The sequence below is a fragment of the Flagellimonas sediminis genome (assembly GCF_010500845.1).
In the GTDB taxonomy this organism is placed as follows: Bacteria; Bacteroidota; Bacteroidia; order Flavobacteriales; family Flavobacteriaceae; genus Flagellimonas; species Flagellimonas sediminis.
This window is the reverse complement of sequence record NZ_JAAAMI010000001.1, coordinates 602,009-627,354: the sequence shown is the minus strand read 5'-3', so window position 1 is coordinate 627,354 and position 25,346 is coordinate 602,009. Positions and strand designations below refer to the sequence as shown.

29 protein-coding genes are annotated in these 25,346 nt (G+C 43.7%); 6 read left to right on the top strand and 23 right to left on the bottom strand.

The window, feature by feature from the left end:
• Positions 1-19: 19 nt before the first annotated feature.
• The 11 genes from GTK07_RS02755 to GTK07_RS02705 all read right to left on the bottom strand — a co-directional run bounded on the left by GTK07_RS02755 (position 20) and on the right by GTK07_RS02705 (position 9,014).
• Positions 20-253, bottom strand: coding sequence for a TIGR03643 family protein (locus GTK07_RS02755; protein WP_163632796.1), 234 nt, complete (start codon positions 251-253; stop codon positions 20-22).
• A 25-nt stretch (positions 254-278) separates the two neighbouring features.
• Complete coding sequence (locus GTK07_RS02750) at positions 279-608, bottom strand: SUF system Fe-S cluster assembly protein (RefSeq protein WP_163632794.1); 330 nt, start codon at positions 606-608, stop codon at positions 279-281.
• 6 nt (positions 609-614) lie between these two features.
• Entirely contained in the window at positions 615-1,037 is a 423-nt protein-coding gene (locus GTK07_RS02745) for a SufE family protein (RefSeq protein ID WP_163632793.1), read from the bottom strand.
• Between the two features lie 97 nt (positions 1,038-1,134).
• Positions 1,135-1,503: a hypothetical protein gene (locus GTK07_RS02740; RefSeq protein ID WP_163632791.1), complete on the bottom strand. Its 369-nt coding sequence runs from the start codon at positions 1,501-1,503 to the stop codon at positions 1,135-1,137.
• A 136-nt stretch (positions 1,504-1,639) separates the two neighbouring features.
• Positions 1,640-2,599: a zinc metalloprotease gene (locus GTK07_RS02735; RefSeq protein WP_163632789.1), complete on the bottom strand. Its 960-nt coding sequence runs from the start codon at positions 2,597-2,599 to the stop codon at positions 1,640-1,642.
• Positions 2,600-2,755: 156 nt separating this feature from the next.
• On the bottom strand, positions 2,756-3,997 hold the full coding sequence (locus GTK07_RS02730; protein WP_163632787.1) for an aminotransferase class V-fold PLP-dependent enzyme: 1,242 nt from the start codon (positions 3,995-3,997) through the stop codon (positions 2,756-2,758).
• Between the two features lie 89 nt (positions 3,998-4,086).
• Positions 4,087-5,403 (bottom strand): Fe-S cluster assembly protein SufD, encoded by a 1,317-nt coding sequence (gene sufD, locus GTK07_RS02725; protein WP_163632785.1) that lies wholly within the window; start codon positions 5,401-5,403, stop codon positions 4,087-4,089.
• A 121-nt stretch (positions 5,404-5,524) separates the two neighbouring features.
• A complete protein-coding gene (sufC, locus tag GTK07_RS02720) occupies positions 5,525-6,277 on the bottom strand; it encodes a Fe-S cluster assembly ATPase SufC (protein WP_163632783.1) in 753 nt (250 codons plus the stop codon).
• An 18-nt stretch (positions 6,278-6,295) separates the two neighbouring features.
• Positions 6,296-7,177 carry an N-acyl homoserine lactonase family protein gene (locus GTK07_RS02715; RefSeq protein ID WP_163632781.1) on the bottom strand — a complete coding sequence of 294 codons (882 nt, stop codon included), beginning with the start codon at positions 7,175-7,177 and terminating at the stop codon, positions 6,296-6,298.
• 14 nt (positions 7,178-7,191) lie between these two features.
• The gene (gene sufB, locus GTK07_RS02710; RefSeq protein ID WP_163632779.1) at positions 7,192-8,637 is read right to left on the bottom strand and encodes a Fe-S cluster assembly protein SufB; all 1,446 of its coding nucleotides are present in this window, start codon (positions 8,635-8,637) and stop codon (positions 7,192-7,194) included.
• A gap of 47 nt (positions 8,638-8,684) precedes the next feature.
• Positions 8,685-9,014, bottom strand: a complete 330-nt coding sequence (locus GTK07_RS02705) for a HesB/IscA family protein (RefSeq protein WP_163632777.1) — start codon at positions 9,012-9,014, stop codon at positions 8,685-8,687.
• 223 nt (positions 9,015-9,237) lie between these two features.
• On the opposite strand from GTK07_RS02705, the gene thiL reads away from it, so the two are divergent.
• Positions 9,238-10,284 (top strand): thiamine-phosphate kinase, encoded by a 1,047-nt coding sequence (gene thiL / locus GTK07_RS02700; protein ID WP_163632776.1) that lies wholly within the window; start codon positions 9,238-9,240, stop codon positions 10,282-10,284.
• A 120-nt stretch (positions 10,285-10,404) separates the two neighbouring features.
• Here thiL and GTK07_RS02695 read toward each other — a convergent pair whose 3' ends face one another.
• Complete coding sequence (locus GTK07_RS02695; RefSeq protein WP_163632774.1) at positions 10,405-10,659, bottom strand: hypothetical protein; 255 nt, start codon at positions 10,657-10,659, stop codon at positions 10,405-10,407.
• Between the two features lie 263 nt (positions 10,660-10,922).
• Between GTK07_RS02695 and brnQ the strand changes: the two genes are divergently transcribed.
• Positions 10,923-12,200 (top strand): branched-chain amino acid transport system II carrier protein, encoded by a 1,278-nt coding sequence (gene brnQ, locus GTK07_RS02690; protein ID WP_163633464.1) that lies wholly within the window; start codon positions 10,923-10,925, stop codon positions 12,198-12,200.
• Here the strand turns inward: brnQ and GTK07_RS02685 are convergent.
• The 7 genes from GTK07_RS02685 to GTK07_RS02660 all read right to left on the bottom strand — a co-directional run bounded on the left by GTK07_RS02685 (position 12,197) and on the right by GTK07_RS02660 (position 18,565).
• Positions 12,197-13,465: an alpha/beta fold hydrolase gene (locus tag GTK07_RS02685; protein ID WP_203583703.1), complete on the bottom strand. Its 1,269-nt coding sequence runs from the start codon at positions 13,463-13,465 to the stop codon at positions 12,197-12,199. The genes brnQ and GTK07_RS02685 overlap by 4 nt on opposite strands.
• 55 nt (positions 13,466-13,520) lie before the next feature.
• Positions 13,521-14,132 carry a class I SAM-dependent methyltransferase gene (locus tag GTK07_RS02680; RefSeq protein WP_163632772.1) on the bottom strand — a complete coding sequence of 204 codons (612 nt, stop codon included), beginning with the start codon at positions 14,130-14,132 and terminating at the stop codon, positions 13,521-13,523.
• Positions 14,133-14,146: 14 nt separating this feature from the next.
• Positions 14,147-14,776, bottom strand: coding sequence for a cation efflux transmembrane domain-containing protein (locus GTK07_RS02675; protein ID WP_163632770.1), 630 nt, complete (start codon positions 14,774-14,776; stop codon positions 14,147-14,149).
• A 44-nt stretch (positions 14,777-14,820) separates the two neighbouring features.
• Entirely contained in the window at positions 14,821-15,738 is a 918-nt protein-coding gene (locus GTK07_RS02670) for a ketopantoate reductase family protein (protein WP_163632768.1), read from the bottom strand.
• Positions 15,739-15,769: 31 nt separating this feature from the next.
• Positions 15,770-16,858 carry a serine hydrolase domain-containing protein gene (locus GTK07_RS02665; protein ID WP_163632766.1) on the bottom strand — a complete coding sequence of 363 codons (1,089 nt, stop codon included), beginning with the start codon at positions 16,856-16,858 and terminating at the stop codon, positions 15,770-15,772.
• Between the two features lie 125 nt (positions 16,859-16,983).
• Positions 16,984-17,157: a hypothetical protein gene (locus tag GTK07_RS19155; protein ID WP_203583702.1), complete on the bottom strand. Its 174-nt coding sequence runs from the start codon at positions 17,155-17,157 to the stop codon at positions 16,984-16,986.
• A gap of 115 nt (positions 17,158-17,272) precedes the next feature.
• Positions 17,273-18,565, bottom strand: coding sequence for an aminopeptidase P family protein (locus tag GTK07_RS02660; RefSeq protein ID WP_163632764.1), 1,293 nt, complete (start codon positions 18,563-18,565; stop codon positions 17,273-17,275).
• Between the two features lie 80 nt (positions 18,566-18,645).
• On the opposite strand from GTK07_RS02660, the gene GTK07_RS02655 reads away from it, so the two are divergent.
• Both GTK07_RS02655 and GTK07_RS02650 read left to right on the top strand, forming a co-directional pair.
• Positions 18,646-19,035: a DUF2721 domain-containing protein gene (locus tag GTK07_RS02655; RefSeq protein ID WP_163632762.1), complete on the top strand. Its 390-nt coding sequence runs from the start codon at positions 18,646-18,648 to the stop codon at positions 19,033-19,035.
• A 201-nt stretch (positions 19,036-19,236) separates the two neighbouring features.
• The gene (locus GTK07_RS02650) at positions 19,237-19,668 is read left to right on the top strand and encodes a hypothetical protein (protein WP_163632760.1); all 432 of its coding nucleotides are present in this window, start codon (positions 19,237-19,239) and stop codon (positions 19,666-19,668) included.
• Here GTK07_RS02650 and GTK07_RS02645 read toward each other — a convergent pair.
• From GTK07_RS02645 to GTK07_RS02630, 4 genes are all read right to left on the bottom strand, one after another.
• Positions 19,657-20,616 (bottom strand): succinylglutamate desuccinylase/aspartoacylase family protein, encoded by a 960-nt coding sequence (locus GTK07_RS02645; protein WP_163632759.1) that lies wholly within the window; start codon positions 20,614-20,616, stop codon positions 19,657-19,659. The two genes, GTK07_RS02650 and GTK07_RS02645, sit on opposite strands and share 12 nt — an antisense overlap.
• The gene (locus GTK07_RS02640; protein ID WP_163632757.1) at positions 20,594-21,484 is read right to left on the bottom strand and encodes a RimK family alpha-L-glutamate ligase; all 891 of its coding nucleotides are present in this window, start codon (positions 21,482-21,484) and stop codon (positions 20,594-20,596) included. Before GTK07_RS02640 ends, GTK07_RS02645 begins: the two co-directional genes overlap by 23 nt.
• Positions 21,485-21,546: 62 nt before the next feature.
• Entirely contained in the window at positions 21,547-23,091 is a 1,545-nt protein-coding gene (locus GTK07_RS02635; protein WP_163632754.1) for a sensor histidine kinase, read from the bottom strand.
• Between the two features lie 24 nt (positions 23,092-23,115).
• The gene (locus GTK07_RS02630) at positions 23,116-23,853 is read right to left on the bottom strand and encodes a LytR/AlgR family response regulator transcription factor (RefSeq protein ID WP_163632753.1); all 738 of its coding nucleotides are present in this window, start codon (positions 23,851-23,853) and stop codon (positions 23,116-23,118) included.
• A gap of 257 nt (positions 23,854-24,110) precedes the next feature.
• Between GTK07_RS02630 and GTK07_RS02625 the strand changes: the two genes are divergently transcribed.
• Together GTK07_RS02625 and GTK07_RS02620 are read left to right on the top strand one after the other, a co-directional pair.
• Positions 24,111-24,710 (top strand): collagen-like triple helix repeat-containing protein, encoded by a 600-nt coding sequence (locus tag GTK07_RS02625; RefSeq protein WP_163632751.1) that lies wholly within the window; start codon positions 24,111-24,113, stop codon positions 24,708-24,710.
• A gap of 58 nt (positions 24,711-24,768) precedes the next feature.
• Positions 24,769-25,344, top strand: a complete 576-nt coding sequence (locus tag GTK07_RS02620) for a collagen-like protein (protein WP_163632749.1) — start codon at positions 24,769-24,771, stop codon at positions 25,342-25,344.
• Positions 25,345-25,346: the final 2 nt, after the last annotated feature.

Sequence of the window (25,346 nt, the reverse complement as noted above, 5' to 3'; positions counted from 1 at the left end):
CTACCAAAAATGGAACCAACTATAGTTTTTGATTCTGAGACCTGAACCTGCTGGCAGGGGATGTTTTCTGATGTTTTGTTTTCCTCCCTTTGACCCGCTTTCTCCATAACTCGAATGATGCTCGCTTAAGGTTGCTTCGCATCACTTCCCTTACATCATTTTCCTTCAATCCAAATTGATATTCTATGGCCTCAAAAGGGGTTCTATCTTCCCAGGCCATTTCAATGATCCTATCAATTTGTCTTATTGTCATCTGTTCTTGGACTTATAAGGGTCTTTTACAAAAGTCCAAGCTCCAATTTCGCCTCCTCGCTCATCAGTTCCTGGGTCCAAGGGGGATCAAAGGTGATTTCCACTTCCACATCGTTAAGATCGTCAATGGATTTTACCTTTTCCTCCACTTCAACAGGCAAACTTTCAGCTACCGGACAGTTGGGAGAGGTCAGGGTCATCAAAATTTTGACATCATTGTCCTCGTTTACAAATACATCGTAAATCAACCCGAGTTCGTATATGTCCACAGGTATCTCTGGGTCATAAATGGTCTTGAGGACCCTTACTATTTTTTCACCCAGGTCCTGGGTATCTATGGTGATTTCTTCGCTCATCTTTTTCTAGTTTAATTGTGTTTGGTAAGCCACTGCGTACAATTTCAACTGCTTGATCATACTTACCAAACCATTGGCCCGTGTGGGCGACAAATGCTCCTTCAATCCAATCTCATCAATAAAAGCGGTGTCGGCATCGATGATATCCTTTGGTTTTTGATTACTGAAAGCCCGAATGAGAATTGCTATGATGCCTTTTGTAATGATGGCATCACTATCCGCCGTGAACACCAATCTGTCGCCATCCAGCTCGGCATGGACCCACACCTTGCTCTGACAACCCTTGATCAAATTGTCATCCGTTTTGTACTGTTCTTCTATCAAAGGGAGTGACTTCCCAAGTTCTATCATGTATTCATAGCGCTGCATCCAATCATCGAACATGGAGAATTCATCCACTATTTCTTCTTGTATTTCTTGAATATCCATAGCAAAAAATTCAATTGTAAAAGTACCACAATACTTCTACCCAAACAACTGGTAGGCCATAGAGAAACATTATAGCATACAACAAAAACCCAATGGTCTATCTACCCATTTTGTCGGATATGGCATAAATCCTATCAATCAATTTCACAAGATTTTCCGGGGGATTATTGTCATCAAAGGTTTGGGTACTGTACGTTCCGTTGTTCACCTGTATGCTCAATTGGCCGGATGGAGCCCGGTCCGATGCATGCAAAGTAGAAGGGATTTCAATATTTTCCAGATTGGGAATGTCTATTTTGGAAAGCAAGGACACTATATCGTTCCAATCCGCTTCCGTGGTTTTTCCTTCAATTTCATAAGCGTCAAGACCTGTCTTTTTCACTGTTGTCTTTTGCGGATCTATATTAAATACAAAGGTGGACCTTCTCCCATAACTTTCGTAATGTACGGCTTCTATAGTGTTCATCCCTTGGTTTGAATTACCACATCCCATAAGATGGGTCAATACGACGAGAATTATATATCCTATTTTCATGGTTCTTAAATGTAAGAATAAAAAAAGGCACCGAGTTTCGGTACCTTTCAATTAATTCGATAGTTTTTTAGTCGGCCATTGCCGCACGATACCCTCCTGGAGCAAAAACAGACCACATACGTTCTTTTTGACCTTCGGTGAACATGTTCAAGCACGGGTCATCGGAATAGTCCATGAAGTTCATGGTCATGTCGTTGGTTCCGCAGCTCACCGTTGGGTATACGGGGCATCCCCTACTCGGTCCATCAGAATCGGGGGTGTCATCCACAAAATCGGAAGCCCCACAGCCTCCATCACCCCAAATGTGTCTTAGGTTCAACCAGTGGCCCACCTCATGACTTGCGGTCCTGCCTGTTGAATACTGGGTAGTTCCCGTGAACCTATAGTCCAATACCACTCCATCGGTAGCGCGATCACCCCCTGGGAATTGGGCGTAGCCCAAAATGTTCCCGCCACGATAAGGCATATTGTTCACGACCCAAATGTTGAGGTATTCTTCAGGATTGACCACTGGAGAAACAAACTTCATGGAATCGTCCGGTCTCCATGAACGCCTTCTGTCATAAGTCCTGATTACTTCCTGAAGTGTAAAAGTGATGTTGATATCGGCTTCCACAGCAGAAAATTCGGATGGAATCGTTGCTCTTCCAGGGTTATTCAGATTGTAGTCCTCATTCAATGCATCAAGTTGATCCTGAATTTGGGACAATGAAATGTTTTCGCTCTGTGTTCTGTAAATAATATGGAAGACCACTGGAATCTCAATGGACCCATCCGCTAGCAGTTTTTGGGTCATTCCCTGTTTTAAAGCAGTTTTTGTATGATCTTCAACGGCCTGCATCCTGATGGCCAAGGTAGGGTCTTGGGCCAATTTTTCTTCCAAAACCCCCATGGAACCACATTGGTCCATTGATAATTCGAACACTTCCTGCTCAAGGGCTTGTTCGGTTTCCACAGTTGTTTCTGTTTTTTCACACGATGCAAATAGCACGGCACCTACAGCGAGATACTTAAAAACTTTTTTCATAAATTTTAACATTTAATTAAGGTTAATGAGGCCTGAAGATATTAAAATTTAACAAAAAATTAAGCTCTTGTTAAAAAAATCGATGAACTACAATATGTGTAAAATTATTCTTCTACAACGTTATAGTGAAACCGTTAAAAAAACAGATCAATAAGATTATAGGAGCATGTTACGGGCTCTTTTCACTCCTTCCACCAATTTATTCACTTCTTCTTGGGTATTGTAGAAGCTAAAACTGGCCCTGACCGTTCCTGGTATCTTGTAAAAATCCATGATGGGTTGGGCACAATGGTGGCCTGTTCTAACGGCTATCCCCAATTTATCGAGAATAGTCCCGATATCATACGGATGAACCCCATCGATATTGAAGGAAATCACCGAAGTTTTGTGCTTGGCCGTTCCATAAATCTGCAACCCTTCTATGGTGAGCAACTGTTCCGTGGCATACTGCATCAATTCTTCTTCATATTGGGCAATGGCTTCAAAACCGATATGGTTCATATAATCCAAAGCGGCACCAAAAGCGATTCCGCCGCAAATATTGGGGGTACCTGCTTCAAATTTATGGGGTAGATCAGCATAGGTGGTCTTTTCAAAGGTAACCTCGGCAATCATCTCACCACCACCTTGATAAGGCGGTAGTTTGTTGAGCCATTCCTCTTTCCCGTAAAGAATGCCTACCCCAGTGGGACCGCACATTTTATGGGCCGAAACGGTATAAAAATCCACATCAAGTGCCTGTAGATCGGGTTTGATATGCGCCGCAGCCTGTGCACCGTCGATCAAAACGGCTGCACCGACTTTGTGGGCCGCATCTATGATCTCTTCAATCGGATTGACGGTCCCCAAAGCGTTGGACACATGGTTACAGAAAACCAATTTCGTTCTATCGTTCAATAGCTTGTGGTATTCTTCCATGATCAATTCCCCATTCAAATTCATGGGAATCACCTTCAATGTGGCACCGGTACGCTCACAGAGCATTTGCCAAGGCACAATATTGGAATGGTGCTCCATGGCAGAGACCATGATCTCATCCCCTTTCTTTAGAAAGGAGGTAAAGCCTGTAGCCACCAAATTGATGCCATGTGTGGTGCCCGAAGTGAAGATCACTTCATAGGAATGGGCAATATTAAAGTGTTTTTGGATTTTTTGTCTTGCCACTTCATACGCATCTGTAGCTTCTTGTGAGAGCGTATGCACCCCGCGGTGGATGTTCGCATTGTACCTGTGATAGTAATCCACGATCACATCGATGACCTGCTGAGGGGTCTGGGAAGTAGCGGCATTGTCCAAATACACCAAATGCTGCCCATTTACCTCTCGGTTGAGGATCGGGAAATCCTTGCGGATGGCATCCACATCAAATTTGTTTGCTAAAATGCTTTTATCTGTCATTTTGAACGCAGTGAAAAATCTTAAATGTCAGGAGATTCCTCGCCCGTCCTTCCCTTGATCAGGAGCTTGGCTCGAAATGACACCTTACGTTATAGATCGAAACCAACCCTTACACCCAACTTATTGGCAATGATCTTATTGATTCGGGCTTTTAGCTCAGGAATACGAACACTTGCCAGAACATTATTGGCAAAGGCGTACATCAATAGGGCCGTGGCCTCTTTCTTTGGAATCCCCCTAGATCTTAGATAGAATAGGGCGTCCTCGTCCAATTGTCCTATGGTACATCCGTGGGAACATTTTACATCGTCCGCAAAGATTTCCAACTGGGGTTTTGAGTTGATGGTGGCTCTGTCGCTCAACAAAATATTGTTGTTCTGCTGAAAGGCATCCGTCTTTTGGGCAATCTTGTCCACAATGATCTTTCCATTGAAGACACCGGTGGAACTATCCCCAAAAATCCCTTTGTAATCCTGATGGCTTTCGCAATTGGGTTGTCTGTGGTGCACCAAGGTATGATGGTCCACATGTTGTTTGTCTCCCAAGATGGTCACCCCTTTCAAGGTAGAATCAATGCGTTCGCCGTTTTGGTAAAAGTTCAGGTTGTTACGGATCAATTTCCCTCCAAAGGAGAAAGTATGCACCCGAACCACACTGTTGTCCTTTTGTGAAATATAGGTGTTATCCACCAACGAAGCGGTCGGGGCATCGTTCTGGACCTTGTAGTAGTCCACAATAGCGTCCTTGCCAGCATAGATCTCCGTTACCGAATTGGTGAACACCTCATTTTCGGTCAAGCTTTGATGACGCTCTATGATCTGCACCTCTGCATTGTCCTCCACAACAACCAAGTTACGGGGCTGTAACATAAGGGCGGCCTCATTTCCCGTTGCCAAATGCAAGATTTGGATAGGCTTTTTGGGCATCTTGTTCTTCGGAATGTAAATGTAGGCCCCTTCCTTACAAAAGGCAGTGTTCAAGGTGGTCAACGACTCATCCTTGGAGGCCACTTTGTTAAAGTACACCTCAATCACCTGCCGGAACATGGGCTTGCTGAAAGCGGAGCTCATCAAACAGACATCCACCCCATCGTGGGTAGTTTCTGAAAGGTATGAACTGTATACACCGTCCACGAAAACAATCTTGTAAGTGTCAATCTCATGAAGGAAATATTTCTTCACATCCTTGTATTCCAACGTTGATTCCTCTTTTGGGAAAATGCTGAAATCTACCTTTTGAAGGCTATTGAGGGATGTATATTTCCATGCTTCCTCTTTCTTGGAAGGAAACCCTTTGATTTCAAAGTTCTTGATGGCCTCTGAACGTACTTCGTGAACCGGGTGGTCCAAGTCCACATTGTTCTCGAAAGCCAAGAATGATGAGATTAATTTTTCCTTTAAATCCATATCTAATCCGTTTTCAGTATCCGATATCTGATTTCTGATATCTGATTTCTGACATCTGATTTCTGACATCTGATTTCTGACATCTGATTTCTGACATCTGATTTCTGAAGTCTTATATCTATTAAACCGTAGCTTCCTGTTTGATCCAATCGTACCCTTTTTCCTCCAGCTCCAATGCCAATTCCTTGGTACCGGATTTCACAATCTTTCCGTTGTACAAAACATGTACATAATCGGGAACGATATAATCCAACAAACGCTGATAATGGGTAATCACGATAATTGCGTTGTCCTTGTTGCGCAATTTGTTCACCCCGTTGGCCACAATGCGAAGGGCATCAATGTCCAATCCGGAATCCGTTTCATCCAAAATGGCCAATTTGGGTTCCATCATAGCCATTTGAAAAATCTCGTTACGTTTTTTCTCCCCTCCGGAGAACCCTTCGTTCAAAGAACGGGAAAGAAATTTACGGTCGATCTCCAACAACTCGGATTTTTCACGAATCTTCTTCAACATCTCATTGGCGGGCATTTCTTCCAAGCCCCTTGCCTTGCGCGATTCGTTGATGGCGGTCTTGATAAAGTTCGTTACCGAAACCCCTGGAATCTCCACAGGATATTGGAACGAAAGAAAAATCCCTTTGTGGGCCCTTTCTTCGGGAGCAAGGTCCTCAAGGTCCTCCCCTTCCAACATGATATTACCTTCTTCTACCTCAAATTCTTCCTTGCCCGCGATTACCGATGCCAAGGTGCTTTTCCCTGAACCGTTTGGTCCCATGATGGCGTGCACCTCTCCGGCATTCACCTTTAGGTCGATTCCTTTTAGGATTTCCTTATCTTCTACGCTTGCGTGTAAATTCTTGATTTCTAACATGCTGTTCTTCTTCAAATATTATTTTAAGTAGTTAGGTGCCTTGGGCAATTTTTCAAAATCCTCTTTTGAATGTTGTAAGTAGACCGTTGCTCCCATTTCATCGGCAAACGCTTCAAAAGCTGCCATGCTTGCCTTGGTCTGGGCCACATCGTAATTAAAAATGGGCACTCTACGGTATTCCCTGTTTTCATAAAAATGGTACATGTCGCCAGAAAGCAACAATGGACCGAATTCGGCCAAATCCACAAACAAGACCTGGTGGCCCGGCGTATGTCCCGGCATGAATTTCATCACCACAGTGCCATCCCCAAACACATCATAATCGGTGTTCGCTATTTTCTTGACCTTGGTCAAATCTTTTATAGCATTATAGATGTCCGCGTTGTTCTTTTGATTTTCCTCACTGGTCGCAAAATCATATTCTTTCTCCTGCACCAACCACGTTGATCCTGCAAAAACATTGGCATGGCCAACATGATCAAAATGTGTATGGGACAAGGCGATATAATTAATATCACTAGGTTTCATCCCGATGGTAGCCAACTGGTTCGCCACGGAGTCCTTTCTAGAAACGGTGAAGGCACCATCCGGAGACGTGTAGGGTGCGTCCATCCCCACCAAGCTTTCGGGAAGTCCGGCATCCCACATCAAGGTTCCCTTTGGATGCACGATTACGTAAAATGCATCGGCAAATTCCTTGGATTGCCCGGTATAGGTGGTATCCTGAGAAAAGAGCTCCAATTTGTTGGCATTCACGGTTCCTCCGCTGAATGCATATAGTTTTATCTCTGGTTTTGCTTCTTCCACTGTGGTCTGTTCTGCCTCAGCGGTTTCTTTTTTGGCCTGCTTGCAAGAAAAAGCAGCAACAAGGACCAATAGTAATGCCATTATCTTTTTCATACTAATTTCTTTAATTATCCTACTGATCCCTCAAGGCTGATCTCCAATAGTTTTTGGGCTTCCACGGCAAATTCCATGGGCAGTTTGTTCAATACCTCCTTACTGAAACCGTTCACGATCAAGGCAATGGCCTTTTCGGTGTCGATACCGCGTTGATTGCAATAGAAAATCTGGTCTTCCCCGATCTTACTTGTGGTGGCCTCGTGTTCTATCTGTGCCGATTTGTTCTTCACCTCAATGTAGGGGAAGGTATGTGCCCCGCAACGGTTGCCCATCAATAGGGAATCACACTGGGAGAAATTACGTGCATTGTCTGCCCGGCTGCTCACCTGCACCAAGCCTCGGTAACTGTTTTGGGACTGTCCTGCCGAAATACCTTTGGAAATGATGGTGCTCTTGGTGTTCTTGCCCAAGTGGATCATCTTAGTCCCGGTATCGGCCTGTTGAAAGTTGTTGGTCACTGCGATGGAATAGAACTCGCCAATGGAGTTGTCTCCCTTCAAAATGCAGGAAGGGTATTTCCAAGTTACGGCGGAACCGGTTTCTACCTGGGTCCATGAAATTTTCGCGTTCTTTTCGCAAAGACCACGCTTGGTCACAAAGTTGTAGACGCCTCCTTTACCTTCCTTATCGCCTGGGAACCAGTTTTGTACGGTTGAATATTTGATCTCGGCATTGTCCAAAGCAATGAGTTCCACTACCGCGGCGTGCAATTGGTTTTCGTCCCGCGATGGTGCGGTACATCCTTCCAAGTAACTTACATAACTGCCCTCATCCGCTATGACAAGGGTTCTCTCGAACTGGCCAGTCCCTGCTTGGTTGATTCGGAAATACGTGGAAAGCTCCATCGGACACCTAACCCCTTTTGGAATGTAACAGAAAGACCCATCGGAGAATACGGCCGAGTTCAATGCGGCATAAAAGTTATCTTTTTTGGGAACAACGGAACCGATATATTTCTTAACCAATTCAGGGTGTTCCTTTATCGCTTCGGAAATGGAACAGAAAATAATGCCTTTTTCTGCCAAGGTCTTTTTAAAAGTGGTGGCCACGGAAACGGAGTCCATGACGATATCCACTGCAACCCCCGCCAATTTCTTTTGCTCATCCAACGAGATTCCTAACTTTTTGAAAGTATCCAACAGTTCGGGATCTACCTCATCCAAGCTATCGTATTTTGGTTTCTTATTGGGAGCCGAATAATAGGAAATATCCTGAAAGTTGGGTTTTTTGTAGGTCACGTTCGCCCACTCGGGCTCCTCCATTTCTGTCCAAGCACGATAAGCCTCCAATCGCCATTCCGTCATCCAATCCGGTTCATCCTTCTTTTTGGAGATGGCAATCACGATTTCTTCGTTCAACCCTTTGGGAAAGGTATCCGATTCAATATCCGTGTAGAAACCGTACTCGTATTCCTTGGTCTCCAGTTCTTTTTTTAATTCTTCCTCTGTATATGCCATACGTTCTCAATTTGTCAATTGACAATGATCAATCAACAGTTTTCAATTTAAAGTGAAAAGCTCTCGCCACAACCACAAGTGCGCTGGGCATTTGGATTGTTGAACACAAAACCTTTTCCGTTCAAACCTCCTGAATATTCCAATGTGGTGCCTACCAAATAGAGAAAACTCTTTTTGTCCACAATGATGCGAACCTCGTTGTCCTCAAAAATTTTATCCGTATCTGCCGCGGTCTTGTCAAACTTCAATTCGTAAGACAATCCGCTGCACCCACCACTCTTCACGCCGACACGCACAAAATCGGTAGTGGCATCATAACCTTCCTCGGTCATGAGTGATACCACTTTTTGTTTAGCCGTATCCGATACTTTTATCATCTTACTTGTATTTAATCTAAATAGCCCACAAATATACTGTATAATAAGGGTTTTACCACATTTACTAACATTATAATAACGAATGATTCCATAGGTCTTTTCTATGGAATTCGTACCCACTGGCTTTCTGGAACATTACATCAATATTTTGAGGCCTTTGTCGTAAAAAATATTATCCCATTGCCCCCTTTACAATTTACAATTACCTGTTTACTTTTGCAAAATGCTAGAAGACAAGAATCCACAACGAACTTCCTTGGAAGAATTGGGCGAATTTGGCCTGATCGACCATCTGACCCAACATTTTGAATTGAAACAACCATCCTCTTTGGTAGGTGTTGGCGACGATGCCGCAGTGATGGACTTCAAGGGCAAAAAAGTGGTCGTTTCTACCGATATGTTGGTGGAAGGAGTCCATTTTGACCTGAGTTACATGCCCCTTAAGCATTTGGGATACAAATCCGTAATGGTCAATCTTTCAGATATTTATGCCATGAATGCCATGGCCACTCAAATAACCATTTCCATGGCGGTTTCCAATAGGTTTTCTTTGGAAGCCCTTGAAGAATTTTACCAGGGTGTGGCGTTGGCCTGCAAGATGTACAACGTGGATCTGGTTGGAGGGGATACTACCTCGTCCAACAAAGGAATGATCATTAGTGTGACGGCTATTGGCTCCGCGGATGAGTCCCAAATTGTGTACCGAAAGGGCAGCAAACCGAACGATCTTTTGGTGGTGACCGGGGATTTGGGCGGTGCCTATTTGGGCCTGCAGGTTTTGGAACGTGAAAAAGAAGTGTACAAGGTCAACCCGAACAGTCAACCTGATCTGGAACCCTACTCCTATCTTGTGGAGCGCCAACTAAAACCAGAGGCCCGAAAGGACATGGTAGAATTGTTGGAAAAGCTGGAGGTTAAACCGACTTCCATGATCGACATCAGTGATGGACTTTCTTCGGAAATATTGCATTTGTGCAAACACGGGGGAGTGGGTTGCAATCTGTTCGAAAATAAAATTCCATTAGATCCTTCAGTCATTTCTACCTGTGAGGAATTTAAAATGGACAGTACCATGGTAGCTTTGGCAGGTGGGGAAGATTACGAACTGCTATTCACCATTGACCAGGCCGATTTTCCTAAGATAAAGGGCAATCCGAACCTAACGGTTATCGGGCATATGACGCAGAAAAGCGAAGGGGTACATTTGATTACAAGGGCCGAGACCAAAATTCCCATTACGGCGCAGGGCTGGAACTCGTTCAAGACATAAAAAAATCCCGAAAATCAAGGGCATCCCTACCATGGTTTTGGGGCACGCAACCGATAGCAGTAGGCAATTACTTAAGTTTCCGGGATCAAAGATTTGGGCCTCTTAAAAAATAAAAAAGGGCTATGCCACTTGGTGCACTACCCTACTTTTTCTTTTTCTGTACATATCTTCCAATGTACTGTTGATTTCTTGCATTTGGGGTGTCAAGACAGATAGGTTGCCGCTGACATCCGTCGTGACCTCTTTCTGGCAATGAAGGCATTTGTATTCCTTGATGTGTTGCGTAACTTTTTTGGAAACCACATAATGGTGACCGAACAAATTGCAGAAAAATGATGAGAATTTGTTGCCGTGGTGGTGGGTAGAAGTTTTCATAGGCCAGTAAGTTTGGAAAAAGCATGCATACGATTTGGGGAATCGAAAAATGCCGTAATTTGGTTAATAGTAGTTTTGTTTATATCAAATTGTTTTTGGTTCAGCTTTTTTATAGGAACGGATGTTAATAACTTTTTATTTTGTACGCTTCCCAACAAAGTCCTTTTTTCGATGAAATGCAGGCTTATCGGCAAAAAGTCATGAAAATCCGTTAAAAAACACTTTTGAAATATACCACATCGATTAGAAATTATCAACAATCCATGGACAAAAAATCGTTAACAATTACCTCTTTTGCCCTTTTTTCCCTCTTTTTTGGGGCAGGCAACCTTATTCTTCCGCCTCTTCTGGGTTTCAAAGCTGGAAATCTGTGGTGGTTGGTAGCCTTGGGGTTCTGTGTTTCGGGTGTTGTGGTCCCTTTGATGGGTATTCTGGCCCATGCCAAATTACAGGGTACCATGTTCGATTTTGCCAAAAAAGTTTCGCCCCTCTTCAGTACGGTGTATTGTTTTATCATGTATGCCATCGCCATTGCGTTGCCCTCACCCCGGACAGCTTCGGTGACCCATGAAATGGCCATACAACCTTTTTGGGATACCCCATACCTCCTTACCAGTCTGATCTATTTTGTATTGGTTTTCATTTTTGCCATCAATAGGACCAAGGTGCTCGATCTTATTGGGAAATTGCTCACCCCCGGCATCTTGATCGTTTTGATACTGATCATTGCCATTGCAGGTTTTACATTGGATTTTGATTTTGCCGATTCCACCCTGGCCAGTCCATTCAGCTATGGAATTTTGGAAGGCTATCAAACCTTTGATGCCATTGGTGCCGTGGTGGTCGGAGCCGTTATCATAGTGTCCATCAACCTGAAAGAGAAGGATTTGGCCTATGATGACAAAAAACGATTGATCCGTACGGCCGGGTTTTGGGCGGGTCTCGGCCTTTTTATCATTTACACTGGACTAATTTTGACGGGCGCCCTTTTTGGAAAATCCTTTGATGGGGATATTTCCCGAACCGCATTGTTGAGTGGCATCAGCATAGCAACTTTGGGCAACACGGCCAACCTATTTTTGAGTGTTTTGGTCAGCCTGGCCTGTTTCACCACCGCTGTTGGTATCGTTACCGGCACTTCGGATTTTGTGAAGAGCCAGTTCAAGGACTCTGCTTTGGCTTACAGGATCACTGCCTTTGTGGGCTGCGTTTTGGGTGTTTTGGTGGGGCAGTTCAATGTGGGTTACATCATTGCCGTGGCGTTGCCGGCCCTTATGTTCATCTACCCCATCACCATTATATTGATTTTGTTGAACGTATTGCCCGATAGATTTACCACGCCCACGGTATTCAAAAACGTGGTCTTGGCAACCATACTTTTCAGTATTCCTGATTTTTTGGGAAGTATTGGTTTTAGGGAACCCATCGACCCATACACCTCATGGATACCTTTAAGCCAACATCAATTGGGATGGGTACTGCCCGCTCTTATAGCCTTTGTTGTTTCAAACATGATCCAACAAAAATCCGAACTCGCTTAGTAAAAAACCGAATCAAAAAAAGATTTCATTTCGGCGGCATAGGGAACCCCGTATTTTTCAAATGTGGCCCGGGTCTGTGCATCGGGTTTCCAGTCAAAAAAAGCATGCCCAACGCCATCGACCACCAAATACTCCACCGTTTGTCCATTCTCCTTTAACAAGTCTATGTAGGGTTGTACCACGGCATCACTGATCAAAGCGTCCTGGGAACCCCGCACAATAAAATGGGGGATGGTGCGATCGGCCACATTAGGTATGTGCTTAATGGGCGAAACGGCATCCAAATACCCTTGATCCGTCTGCTGAATGAACATTTTAAAATCCTTGGAATCAAATGGGCCATAACTTGGAGCCGCCACTTGAACGGCATCCACAATCTCCTTTTTAACCTCATCCACGGATTTGCCTTTTGGCATATAGGTGGGCATGTACTCAAAAACACCTTCCGTTGTTCCAAAACCGCCATCGCCGATCATGGGGCTCAGCACTGCCGCTGCTGCAGAAAGATGCCCGCCCGCACTATCGCCCGTCACCGCAATTTTGGTCGGATTGGCCCCATATTCCCTCGCATGTTCCTGAATATGGGCAATACCACCAAAAACATCCTCAATCAAATTGTGCATAGAATTAGGTGTTGCATCCCCATCCAAGTTGTTCACCCAACGGTAATCCATACTGAACACCACATATTGATTCCCTTTGGTGAGTTCCCTGGCCAATCCCCTCATCACATCCTCGTTATTGGAAGACCATCCTCCACCATGAATGATTACCACGGCAGGAAGGTCCTTTGCGCCTTTTGGGGCAAACACATCATATTTTAATGGTTTAACACCCGGTTTGGCATACACCACATCATGGGTCACATTCAGGTTATCGACCAAGTTACTCTCTACAAAAGTGGCCCCTACGGACATGTCCTTGTCCACTTTGATCTTCATGGTCGGGGTGAAATTCTCAACGCTCGTTGTTCCCCACATGCCCCCTTTGAAGGTGTAATACACCACATCCAAGCTATATCCTTCAGACGGGGTTGCCGTAATGGTCAATTCGGTCCCTGTAGCTACTTGTCCGTCAGCAGGTAGTTCTGGGGAAACTGTGTAGGATCCATTTTCGGGAGCGACCAAGGTCACCACAAAAGTTTCTTGTACTTCTGTATCAATTTTTGGGGTTGATGCCATGATAGTTCCAAAAATAAAAAGGGAACATATTGTGAGTGCTCCTTTCAGTACTACATTATTGTTGGTGTTGATAACATGTTTCATTGAAGGTTTGTTTAGATAGAAGTACAATATATCCAATAAAATGCATTCTTTTAGATCAAAGATCCTTTTTTCCGAAACCACAGAACAGAAAATTTTGTTTGGTGCCAAATGGAGTCATGTGGTCTTCGGTGAGACATTTGATTTTGTCGAACTTTTTCCCGAACAATTCTGTCATTGATTTTTCCGAGTATTGTTGGATTTCGAGACCGCTGCATTTGGTGGGGCCTGCTTCTGAAAAAGTACCCAATACCAAATATTTGGACACATATTGATCGACCAGTTTAAGATAGGTGTCGATTTGCTCAGGGTCAGTCAAAAAATGAAAGGCAGCTCGATCATGCCAAAGATCAAAGGTTTCCATGGGATGGTATTCGACAACGTCACTCACCACCCACTTCACCTTACCGGCACGTTCCCCCAAACGGTTTTGAGCCTTTTCCAAGGCTTTTGCGGAAATGTCGAGCACTGTGATATCGGAATATCCCAAATCCAATAAAAAATCCACCAAATTGCTGTCGCCGCCACCCACATCAATGATCTTGGCATCTTTGTCAAGTGTAAAACTTTCTATAAATTCCAAAGAAGTACTGGGTCGCTTTTGCGTCCAGCTTACCTCATCGGGAGATTTGGTCCCATACACCTGTTGCCAGTGTGCTCTTCTATCCATAAAAATTCAACTCTTCAGGTACAGCAACAGTGTTTGTCGCTATTGGCTTTTTCAAAACATTCCTTACCTTCCTTATAGGCAAAATATGCCAAACCCAGGGTTCCCAAACTATCAATATAAGGTATATTGAAAAGTTCATACACTCCACTGCTTACCAACAAAATGATGGACATGTAGATGCAGACCAAGGTGCAATTGGCATCTGCCAAAATAGGGGCGGAATGGAGTTGGTTACCTACCTTCCTTTTCCACAAAACCAATACCCACATGATCAAAATGGAAATCAAGGAAATTACAACGCCCCAAAAGGTGGTCAACGGGCGATGCCCTGTCCAAATATTGTAGAGACTGGTAACTACCAATCCCGCTACCAAAATGTAAAAGGCAACCCCGGTGATACGCAGTGCGGTGCGTTCAAAATTGTCCCGATTGCTTTCAGGGTTTTTCTGGATGCGTAGGATCATATGCGCAATGCCCAACCCCGAAATCACCTCAATAAAACTATCGGTTCCAAAGCCGAAAAGGGCCAGACTTTCATCCTCAAAACCCAAATAGGTGGAAACGATGCCCTCCACCACATTGTAAAAGATGGTGAACAAGGCCAATCCGAAAGCTGTTTTGTACAACTGTTGTTGCTTTTCCATAAGACTGTGAATTTAGGGGATTTTAGAGCAATAATCAAAAGGTATCAACTACGGGGCAATTCCGATTTCCATTTGACCAATTCTCCCAACAATCTGGTTTCTTGAACTTTGTCCGACACGTTCAAAGCCTGCGCCATTCGGAAAATTTCAAAGTTCAACGTGTCTATCTCGGTCTCCCTTTTATTATTGATGTCCTGTAGGGTCGAAATGAATTGCCCATCGGACATTCTGCTGATTTTCAAAACCTGATCCTCTAGCTCATAAACGCCCAAATCTATTCCCTTTTTGTTGGCGATCAAAGCGCATTCGGCAATCACTCTTTTGGCTATGGACATCACCTCCTCATTCCTGTGGAAAATGCCATTATCCACTTCCAATAAGGGACAAATCGAATTAAAGACGCAGTTGGCAATAGCCTTCTTCCAAATGATTCGTTGGATATCGGTTTCCTCAACAAACCTAAAATTCGGGGTATCGAGGTTTTCCACTACCGTTTTTAAATCGGAGGTATTTTGGTTTATGATGCCAATCGGGGATTCTGCCACAGGTTTATAACTGATCGTGTTCTCATCTATATGCTGGCAGGTCACAAAAAGAACACATCGATAGACTTCCGAGAACCCTTTCCGCAAAAAGGGTTGTTCCACCCCAAGGCCATTCTGCAAAAGAACGATGGGTGAGTTTTTGGTTTTCTCCTCCAGTTTTTTTGAAAGCATTTCATTACCGAACGATTTGTTGGTCAGTACCACAAGACCGTTCAATTGATGGTGGTCTTTCAAGATGCTAACCTGAACATCTTCCTGGATTTCGGTTCCATCCTTAAACTGAAGGGTTATCTTTTGTTTCTCTGGAACGCCCTCGTCCACATGCCCGCGAACCAATTCCACTTGTTTACCTTGATGTTGTATGCATACGGCCAGGGCCTTCCCAACAGCCCCTGCCCCAATAATATAGATTTTCATACCACTAAAGGTACCAATATTCAAAGTGTTTTCAATCCGTTTGGTTGGTCTCTAAAACCATTTTTGCTATTTCCCTGGTCACCTCCGTAGGGGAGTTGCAATCACAGTTGCTCAACCCGATCACATAAATGTCCTCTTGGGGCAAATACACCCCCATGGACTTAAACCCGAAAATGGACCCTCCGTGTTCATAGCTCAACGTATCCTCCATCTCTTTAACATGCCAGCCGTAGCCATAATGAATGGGGTCGCCATTGTTCAACGTATAATTGGTGAAGGCCAATTGGGTGGTTTCCTTACTTAGCAGCACATGGTTTTTGATGGCCTCTTCCCAAGTGAACATATCTGCTACCGTGGACATCAACGAACCCGATGCGTAGGGAATGGAAAAACTGATGTGTCGGGCATTGATGTAATCTTCCCTTTTGTGGTACCCAGATGCTCTTTTGGGTACCACTTCGCTATGGCTTGCATAACGTGAAGATGGCATGCCCAACCTATTAAAAATGCGCTGCTCCACAAAATCTTCATAGCTCATTTCGGATACCTTTTCAATGATGTACCCCAATAGCACATACCCTGAATTGTTGTATTTGAATTCCGCTCCAGGCGCAAAATCCATAGGCTCGTCCTTGAAAAAATCAATAATTTCCATGGGCTCCATATGGTTTTGGGCGATGGCGTTGAGTCCTTTGACCTTTGTGAAATCCTTGATGCCAGAAGTGTGGGTCAACAAATGATGAATGGTAATCCGGTGCCCATGTGTGGGATATTCCGGAATATATTGGGTAGTCTCCTCTTCCAGTCCCAACTTGCCTTCCTCCATTAGCATCAAAATGGCAACCGCCGTAAACTGTTTGGTCATGGAGCCGATCTCAAAAACATTATCGGTCTGCATGGGTATCTGAAGCTCCAGATTGGAAAGTCCAAAGGCCTTGTTGTAGATAATCTTTCCGTTTTTAGTTGCCAAAAAAACCGCACCAGGGCCGTTGCTTTCAAATTTGGTTTCCAAAACTTGGTCGATTTCGGATTCCAAATCCTGTGCTGTCAAATGCTGTTGAATACCTAAAACAAAAATTAGGAACAGGGGTAAAACCATAGTCCTGAAAATGTATTTCATGCTTGCCTTCCGTTTTTTGATTTGGAAGGTTGGACGACCTCTTTTCGGATTAGGTTACAGAATTGAAATCCATTAATTGGCTTTTGATCGATTTGTCAAAAGGTTATAGTTAAAAAACCCATCAACTACTCCGTGCCTCGTTTCTTTTTGTTGAAGTAATAAATGGCATAGGCAACCCCGGCCAAGACCACAAAGGGCAGGTAGCTTCCGATAACGACCCCAATTTCATAGGAACTGTCCGGAGCTTCCTGCATTTTCTTTTCAATATCGACTTGTATCAGTAAAAAAACTAGACGCATACCCTTCGTTTATTGGCTAGAAGTCATTCTGAACGTCCTGATAGCATCAGGATGAAGAATCTAAAATCAACAAAAATGAGATGCCTCACTTCGCTCAGCATGACCATAAAACCCATTATTTGTTCATCAACTCCTCAATTTCCTCGATTTCAATAGGGATGTTCCGCATCAAATTGAAGGGTTCTCCTTTTTCTTGGATGACCACATCGTCCTCCAAACGGATTCCCATTCCCTCCGCAGGGATATAGATGCCGGGTTCCACCGTAAAGACCATATTGGCTTTCATAGGGGTCTTCAATTCGCCATAATCATGGGTGTTCAGACCAATATGGTGGCTTGTTCCGTGCATAAAGTATTTTTTGTAAGCGGGCCAATCGGGGTTTTCGTTCTGCACATCGGCTTTGTCCAAAAGTCCAAGGCCAATCAATTCAGAAGTCATGATCTTCCCGACCTCTTTGTGGTATTCGGCCCAAATGGTGCCCGGCACCAACATTTTGGTAGCCTCATTCTTTACCCGGAGCACGGCACTGTATACTTGCTTTTGGCGGTCGGAAAACTTTCCATTGGCAGGAACGGTTCTAGTAAGATCACTGGAATAATTGGCATATTCGGCGGCCAAATCCATTAAGATCATGTCCCCATCCTTCGCTTGTCTGTTATTTTCCAAATAGTGAAGCACATTGGCATTGGCCCCTGCTGCAATGATCGGGGCATAGGCAAATCCTTTTGAGCGATTGCGAACAAACTCATGCAGAAACTCGGCCTCAATTTCATATTCCCATACTCCCGGTTTTATAAATTCAAGAATTCTTCGGAATCCTTTTTCGGTAATATCGCAGGCAATTTGCATCAAAGTGATTTCCTCAGGTTCCTTTACCCCACGGATCTGTTGCAAAATGGGGTTGCTCTTGGCCCATTGGTGCGCCGGGTATTGCTTTTTACATTTTTCAATGAACCGATCTTCCCGGGTCTGGGTTTCCACAGCTTGGCGATAATGCTCGTTGGTGTTGAAATAGATGGTGTCGGCCTCCGTCATCAAATCAAAAAAGATCTTGTCAAAATCGGTCAACCAATAAATAGTTTCAATGCCTGAAACCGCAGTAGCCTGATCCTTGGTAAGTTTGGCGCCTTCCCATACGGCAATATGATCGTTCGTTTCCCGAACAAAGAGTATTTCCCTTTTCTTTTTGTCCATCGCATCGGGAAAAAGCAGCAGAATGGTTTCCTCTTGGTCCGCCCCGCTCAGATAGAAAATATCACGGGCCTGTTCAAACGGCATGGTACTGTCCGCACCTATCGGATAAATATCGTTGGAATTGAACACGGCAATACTTTTTGGCTTCATTTGGTCCATGAATTTCTTGCGGTTCTTCACAAAAAGATTGTTGTCTATGGGGGAGTATTTCATATTGTTGATTTTGATTTGTCCAAAAGTAGTCAATTGCGTTAGCGATCACAAATGATTACCTTCACCAATAAAACGCCTCCATGCAACTTTCCCTGAATATACCTGCCCTTTTGTTCCCTGCCATTTCATTGACCATGTTGGCTTACAATGCACGTTATTTGGCCATCGCCGCCCTGATCAGACAATTGCACAAGCAATTTGAGGAAACTTCGGCCCAACCTTTAAAACAACAGATCCTTTATTTAAGAAAGCGCTTGGGGATCATAAAAAATATGCAGGCTTCGGCTATCATCAGTTTTTTGTTGGCAGCCGTGACCATGTTCCTGGTTTATGTTGAAATGAATGTGTGGGCCAATGCCATTTTTGGTGTGAGTCTGGTTTTTTTGGTCATTTCCTTGATTCTTTCGTTCCTTGAAGTTCAGTTATCCACCAAGGCACTGGCAATTCAATTGAAGAACATGGAAAAATGAAGGTGTAGGATTTGAATTTGTTGTAGGAATCGTTTCTCATTAAACATTGCGTAAATTCTGATGGCTCTTGGTTAAATTTGTCGCTCATCAATCAAAAACTGATATGTGCCAATTTTTTGACGGTATTTGCAAAAAAGACTCTTATCGTGCTTCTTTCCTTTCTACCTTTATTTATAACCACAAGCTTAACGAAATGGTACTATGAAAAAGGTAAAAGAGTTGGACTTCTTCAAAAATATACGCCAGGTAAGGGAATATCAATTCGGTGTTTTCTATTTTTTTGATGGATTGGTCATTTCTGAGATCAACGAAGGGGAAACTTTTGGTTGGTCCATGGCAAAAAAAGTAATAGATACCGCCTACGAGTTGCTAGGAAGGGAGCAACCCATCGCCTATATTTCCAACCGTATCCATAACTACTCTGTGGTGCCGACCGATTGGCTTAAATTTTATAAACACCGGCACGAGCTGGAATTTTATTCCGTGGTTAGTTACAACCAAAGTGGATTGGCCAGTTTGGTTTTGGAAAAGATGTTTTTCCGGAAAAACATTAGACAATTTTCAGATCTGGAAAGTGCCATTAAATGGAGCCTAAACCAAGTAAACGACAAACGCCTCAACCTATCTTCCTAAATGAAAGAGGGCGTCGCCCTGGTTCACCACCGCTTGGTGGTTGATACAAATGACAAATCCATCAAAAGCCGCTTTTACCTTTTTGTTCTTTTTGGCATACGTATCGGCCACCAAACCCAACACTTGACCCTTTTCCACCCATTGCCCATTGTACACTTGAGGTATGAACATTCCTGCCCTTGGTGCCCTTGTCCATCTTGTTTGTTCTAGATGGATCGATGGATCTGAAGTTGTGCCCATGTCTTTGGGCAGCATGCCCAAATAGGCCAAAACATTTTGGATGCCTTTTGATGCGGTCGCTATGGCATTTTCATCAAAACGCATACTTTCACCGGCCTCGTAGACCATTGTTGGTACTCCCATCTTAAACATAACCTTTCGGAACGAACCTGTTATCATTCGTGAGGAAAAATAAAAGGGTGCCCCAAAAATTTGGGCCAATTCCTTGCTTTTTGGATCATTGCTAGAATACCGTACCTGCGGATGGTTGTGCCTTTGGCCTCCACCTGTATGCAGATCGATACCATAATGAACCTGGGGCAAGATCTGCTCGGTATAGGTATGGGCGATCCTGCTGGCAAGCGACCCTGTTTTTGAACCGGGAAAACTCCGGTTTACATCCTTACCATCGGGAACGTCCCTGGAGAAATGGATAAAACCAAAAATGTTCAATATTGGAACCACGATCACCGCCCCTTTTTTTACTTGAAAGAAATCTTCCTGCAACAACCTTCTCAAAGTTTCCACACCATTAATCTCATCTCCGTGCAAACCTGCTTGGATCAAAACGGTAGGTCCTGCTTTTTTTCCGTTGAACACATGAACTGGAATATCGATCAAGGTTCCCGTGGGCAATCTGGCAATGTTCATCTGTACCAGTTTTTGTTCCCCGGGGGCAATGGTTTCCCCATTAATGGTGATGCTCTTATTTTCGATTTCTTCGGCCATGCTTTTCTACAAATTGAATGATGTGCCTTGCCACGTTCACCTTGGTGGCCGCCTCAATTCCTTTGAGGCCCGGTGATGCGTTGACCTCAATCAACAAGGGTCCATTGTTGGAACGGATCAGGTCTACCCCGGCGACCCCAAGGCCCAAATGTTTGGTGGCATGTATGGCAATAAATTTTTCCCTTGGGGTCAGTTGTACCGCATGGGTATCAGCACCCCGGTGCACGTTGGACCTAAAATCATCCAGCCCACTGGTTCGTCTCATACTGGCCACGATCTTGTTCCCTACCACAATTATCCTCAGATCTTCTCCCTTCGCTTCCTCTATATATTGTTGTAGCAAAATACTGGTGTTCATGTTGTATAGGGTATCGATGATGGACTTTGCCGATTTTTTGCTTTCTGCCAACATCACTCCCTTGCCCTGTGTTCCTTCTTGTAGTTTGATGATGACAGGCGGTCCTCCCAAAAGTTCAATTTGGTGTTCCACATTGTCCGGGTTGATGGAAAATACGGTTTCAGGAATCGGAATCCCTCTTTTTGACAAAAGTTGCAGGGTGGTCACCTTGTTCCTTGCCTTAAGGATGCCCAAGGATTTGGCACTGGTGAAAACATCATTAATCTCGAATTGTTTTACAATGGCAGCTCCATGGCGGGTAACCGTTGTTCCAATCCTTGGGATTATGGCATCGAATTCTTCTGTAATGTTTTCTGAACCAAAATAGATCTGGGGTTTATTCGGTCCCAATTTCACGGAACATTTGGTATGATCAATAGATTCCACATAATGGCCTGCTCGCTCTGCCTCCTCAATGATCCGTTTGGTGGAGTATACGTGATGGCTCACAGAAAGAATGGCAATGTCCATTTTGGTTCAACGAGATTTTACCTGTTCAAATTCGGATAAATCTTTGGAATATAGGTTGAGTTTTAAAAATTCTTTTCCAGTTGGTCTGTCTCGGGCATCAACTTTGGCAGATGGATCACCACTTCGGTACCTAAAGGCTTTCCTGATTTTTCATCCTTAAGATCACTGATGGCGAAATTGAAATCGCCTTGATATTTCTTGGAAAAGAAATCCAACCGATCCTTGATTATGGAAAGTCCCAATGATTGTCCTTTTAACGGATTTTGAATGTTTTTGGCACGGGATGCCTGTCTACCGATCCCATTATCCGAAATGGTAATCTTTAGGTGGTCCGATGGATTCTGGCCCTCAATCTTAATGGTCAGTTTCTTTTTTCCGGCTTGGGTTGAGAGTCCGTGCCAAATGGAATTTTCTACAAAGGGCTGTAACAATAACGATGGCACTACAATGATATGGGCGGGGATGTCCTTATCCATTTCCAAGACATATTCCATACCGTTTTTAAAGCGATCGCTCTCTATTTCCACATACATTTTAATAATGTTCATCTCTTCTTCCAAAGTGATGAGGTCTTTCCTGGAACTTTCCAAAATACCACGGATCAATTTAGAGAACCGCCCCAAATAATAAATCGCCTTTTCTTGGTTGTTCTCAATAAAATAGGATTTGATGGAGTTTAGGGCATTGAAGATGAAGTGTGGGTTCATTTGACTGCGAAGGGCCTCCAATCGCAGTTGGGCAATTTTGTTTTCCACCTTAATGGCCAATTTTTCCGACCGTTCCTTTTGTGCCTCCGTACTAAGACCTACAATCTCTGCCTTGGTCTGCACCAATTCATCGGACAGGGCCTTATTTATGCTTTCCTTTATCGACTGGTTTTCTTCCAGTTGGTCAATATATTTTTTCTGTACATGTGCCTTTTGCACATACACCATTTTCTGCTCCAAACCTATGGCCAAGGCAAACATCAAACTTTCCAAAAGCACTCCCACATAAAAAATATAAAGGGTTTCCGTATTGGCGGTTTTGGCCTTTAACGAATACAGGGAAATGATCAGATAGGAAATAAACAGCGAGGTCATCCCAAAAAGAATGTACCATTTTATGATCCTATTTTGTTTGACCACAAGACCAAAACCCCAAATAAAGGCAATAAGGTTCATCGGAAGCAAAACAAAGGCCTCACAATAATCGATCAGGTATGATCTGGGATTGAACACATAAACCACCCATAATGTAAAATAAAGAGGAGCCATGCCCCAATAACCCCATTTAACAAATTTCACAAACTTGGGATGGTCCTTTTTAAAGCCCATGATTTCCGCAATGAAAAGTATGAACAGAATAGAAGCCATCCATTGGGAAGGATAGTGGAACCATCTATTAAAAATCCTTCCGGCGGGAGCGTTAAAAAAGTCACTGAAAAATACCCCATCCACATATTTCATCAATGTTATCCCCGTGATTAGGGCGTAAAGGGCATAAAAGAGGTAAAACCGTTTCTTGTGCTGAAAAAATTGAATCAGAAAAAAAACAAATAGGTAAAAAAGAACGGACACCACAAAGAAACCAAAACCGTTTTGGTTGCTCTCCGCGAAGAAATCCATCACCCCATTTACCATGCATTCATATTATTGGGCCATTCTGTGGAGAAAGGCATCCTTTTTATTTCTTGATATCGGTATCTTACTATTGTTTGAGAGGACAAGGTATCCATCATTCCGAATGTATTCGTCCACCTTGAGCAAATGCACTATGAAGGAATTATGAATCCTGAAAAACAACCGTGCAGGCAAAAGTTCCTCCAGTTCCTTGAGTTTTTTGGACACCAGTACTTGTTCCCCGGATTCCAGGTAAACCTTGGAATAATTCCCGTCCGACTCACAGTACACAATGTCCGCCAAGCGCAAAAAAAGAATCTTTCCACTAACGGGAATCTGGATCAATTGAGGCGCACTTGCCCGGGAAAGGGCCTCGAAGGTCTGTTTAAATTGATGCTGAAAACTTTGCTGGCCGTTCAATTTTTTCAGTTTTTCAATAACCCCTTGAATATCATCCTGATCCACGGGTTTCAGCAAATAATCCACGGCACTTTCCTTTATGGCCTGAATGGCATATTGGTTATAGGCCGTGGTGATCACAATGGCAAAATTGCGGTATTCCAGTTTGTCCAACAGGGAAAACCCGCTCATCTCCGGCATCTCTATATCCAGGAAAACACAGTCTGGCTTCAGATAATTGATTCCTGAAATAGCGTCCTTTGGTGATGTAAAGGTCTCTATTACCGAAATAAAATCGGGGTACTTTCTCAATTCCCACGAAAGGCTGTTTATGGCAGCCGCTTCATCATCCACAATGATTGCCCGCATAGCTTGAGTGTTGAACCTTCCAATTTAAAGATTCAAGCGAGACCGTGCATCAGCATAATGATGCATGGTACCAATGGGTGTATGTACTACAATTTTGACGTATGGATTGCAAATAGTGCATAAAAAGAAACTTGAAGGTGATCTGTACATAAAAACCCCATGGAGGCGAATTCGTTTGGGCATCCTATCACAATTCAACATCGCTTGGAAAACCTTACTTCTAACTTGGCCGATCTAAACCCACAAAAAATAAAAACATGAAAACAAATCTTTTTACTGTAAAAACCTTTTTATTGATGGCCCTTTCCTTTGTGCTGGTAACTTCTTGTTCCTCTGATGACGGGGAAGATGGTGCCCAAGGACCCCAAGGGGAACAAGGAGCAACCGGACCTCAAGGACCCCAGGGAGAACAAGGGGAACCAGGGGAGCCCGGAACAGCCAACGTGATGTATTCGGATTGGGCAAACACCGAGTTGGGGAACAGTATTGCAACTAGTTCAGCTTCCTTTGATATAGATGCTCCAGAAATCGATCCTGATATGTTGAACTTTGGGACCATTTTGGTTTATGGTAGACGAATAGATGCCGTTAATGGAAACACCGTGTACCAACTTCCCATAGTCTTTGGTGCTGCCAGACAACAATCCTACTTCTTTGTGGCTACGGACGGGAATATCAGGATTTCCGTACATGCCAATGAACCAGGAGATGCTGTAGGCGATGGCTCCTTTTTGGCACAATACCGTTATGTATTGATTCCTGGTGGTGTTTCCACTTCCGGTAAATCTAGTTCCGGCATGGACTTTACCAAGATGACCTACGAAGAGGTTTTGGATTATTTCAACATTCCTGAATAAAAACTTGTAAGTAGGTCTAAAGTTCCCCCTATTATCAACTTCTAAAAAATAAAAGCATATGAAAAAGCTAATTTTTGGCTGGGCCTTCTTGGGTTTTATTTTCTTGGCCTGTTCGCCAGATGATGGCGAGGACGGTGCCATGGGTCCGCAGGGTATTCAGGGGGAACAAGGACCTGCCGGAGCCCAAGGAGATCAGGGAGAACAAGGGGAAACCGGCACAGCCAACGTCATCTATTCCGATTGGATCCCTTCCGGTTTTGAATCGCCCATTGCGGCCACGAGTGCCTCGTTCAGCATACTAAACGTTGAAGAGCTAACGGACGAGATTAAGGCAACTGGATACATTGCGGTATATGGCAAGTATACTTCTATTTACACCATAATTGACCCCTTGCCAAAATCCATTTTCGGTCTCCGGATGCAACATTATGATTTCCAAATCAATGATCTTAACCAAAACATTGCCATTTGGATCACTTCCATCGATGGTTCGGATATTGAGATTCCCATTTACGATGATTATCGTTATATCATCATACCGGGTGGTACCCCATCCACAAGTGGCAAAGCTGTTGTGGACTATTCCAAAATGAGTTACGAAGAATTGGTAGCCCTTTTCCATATTCCAGAATAATA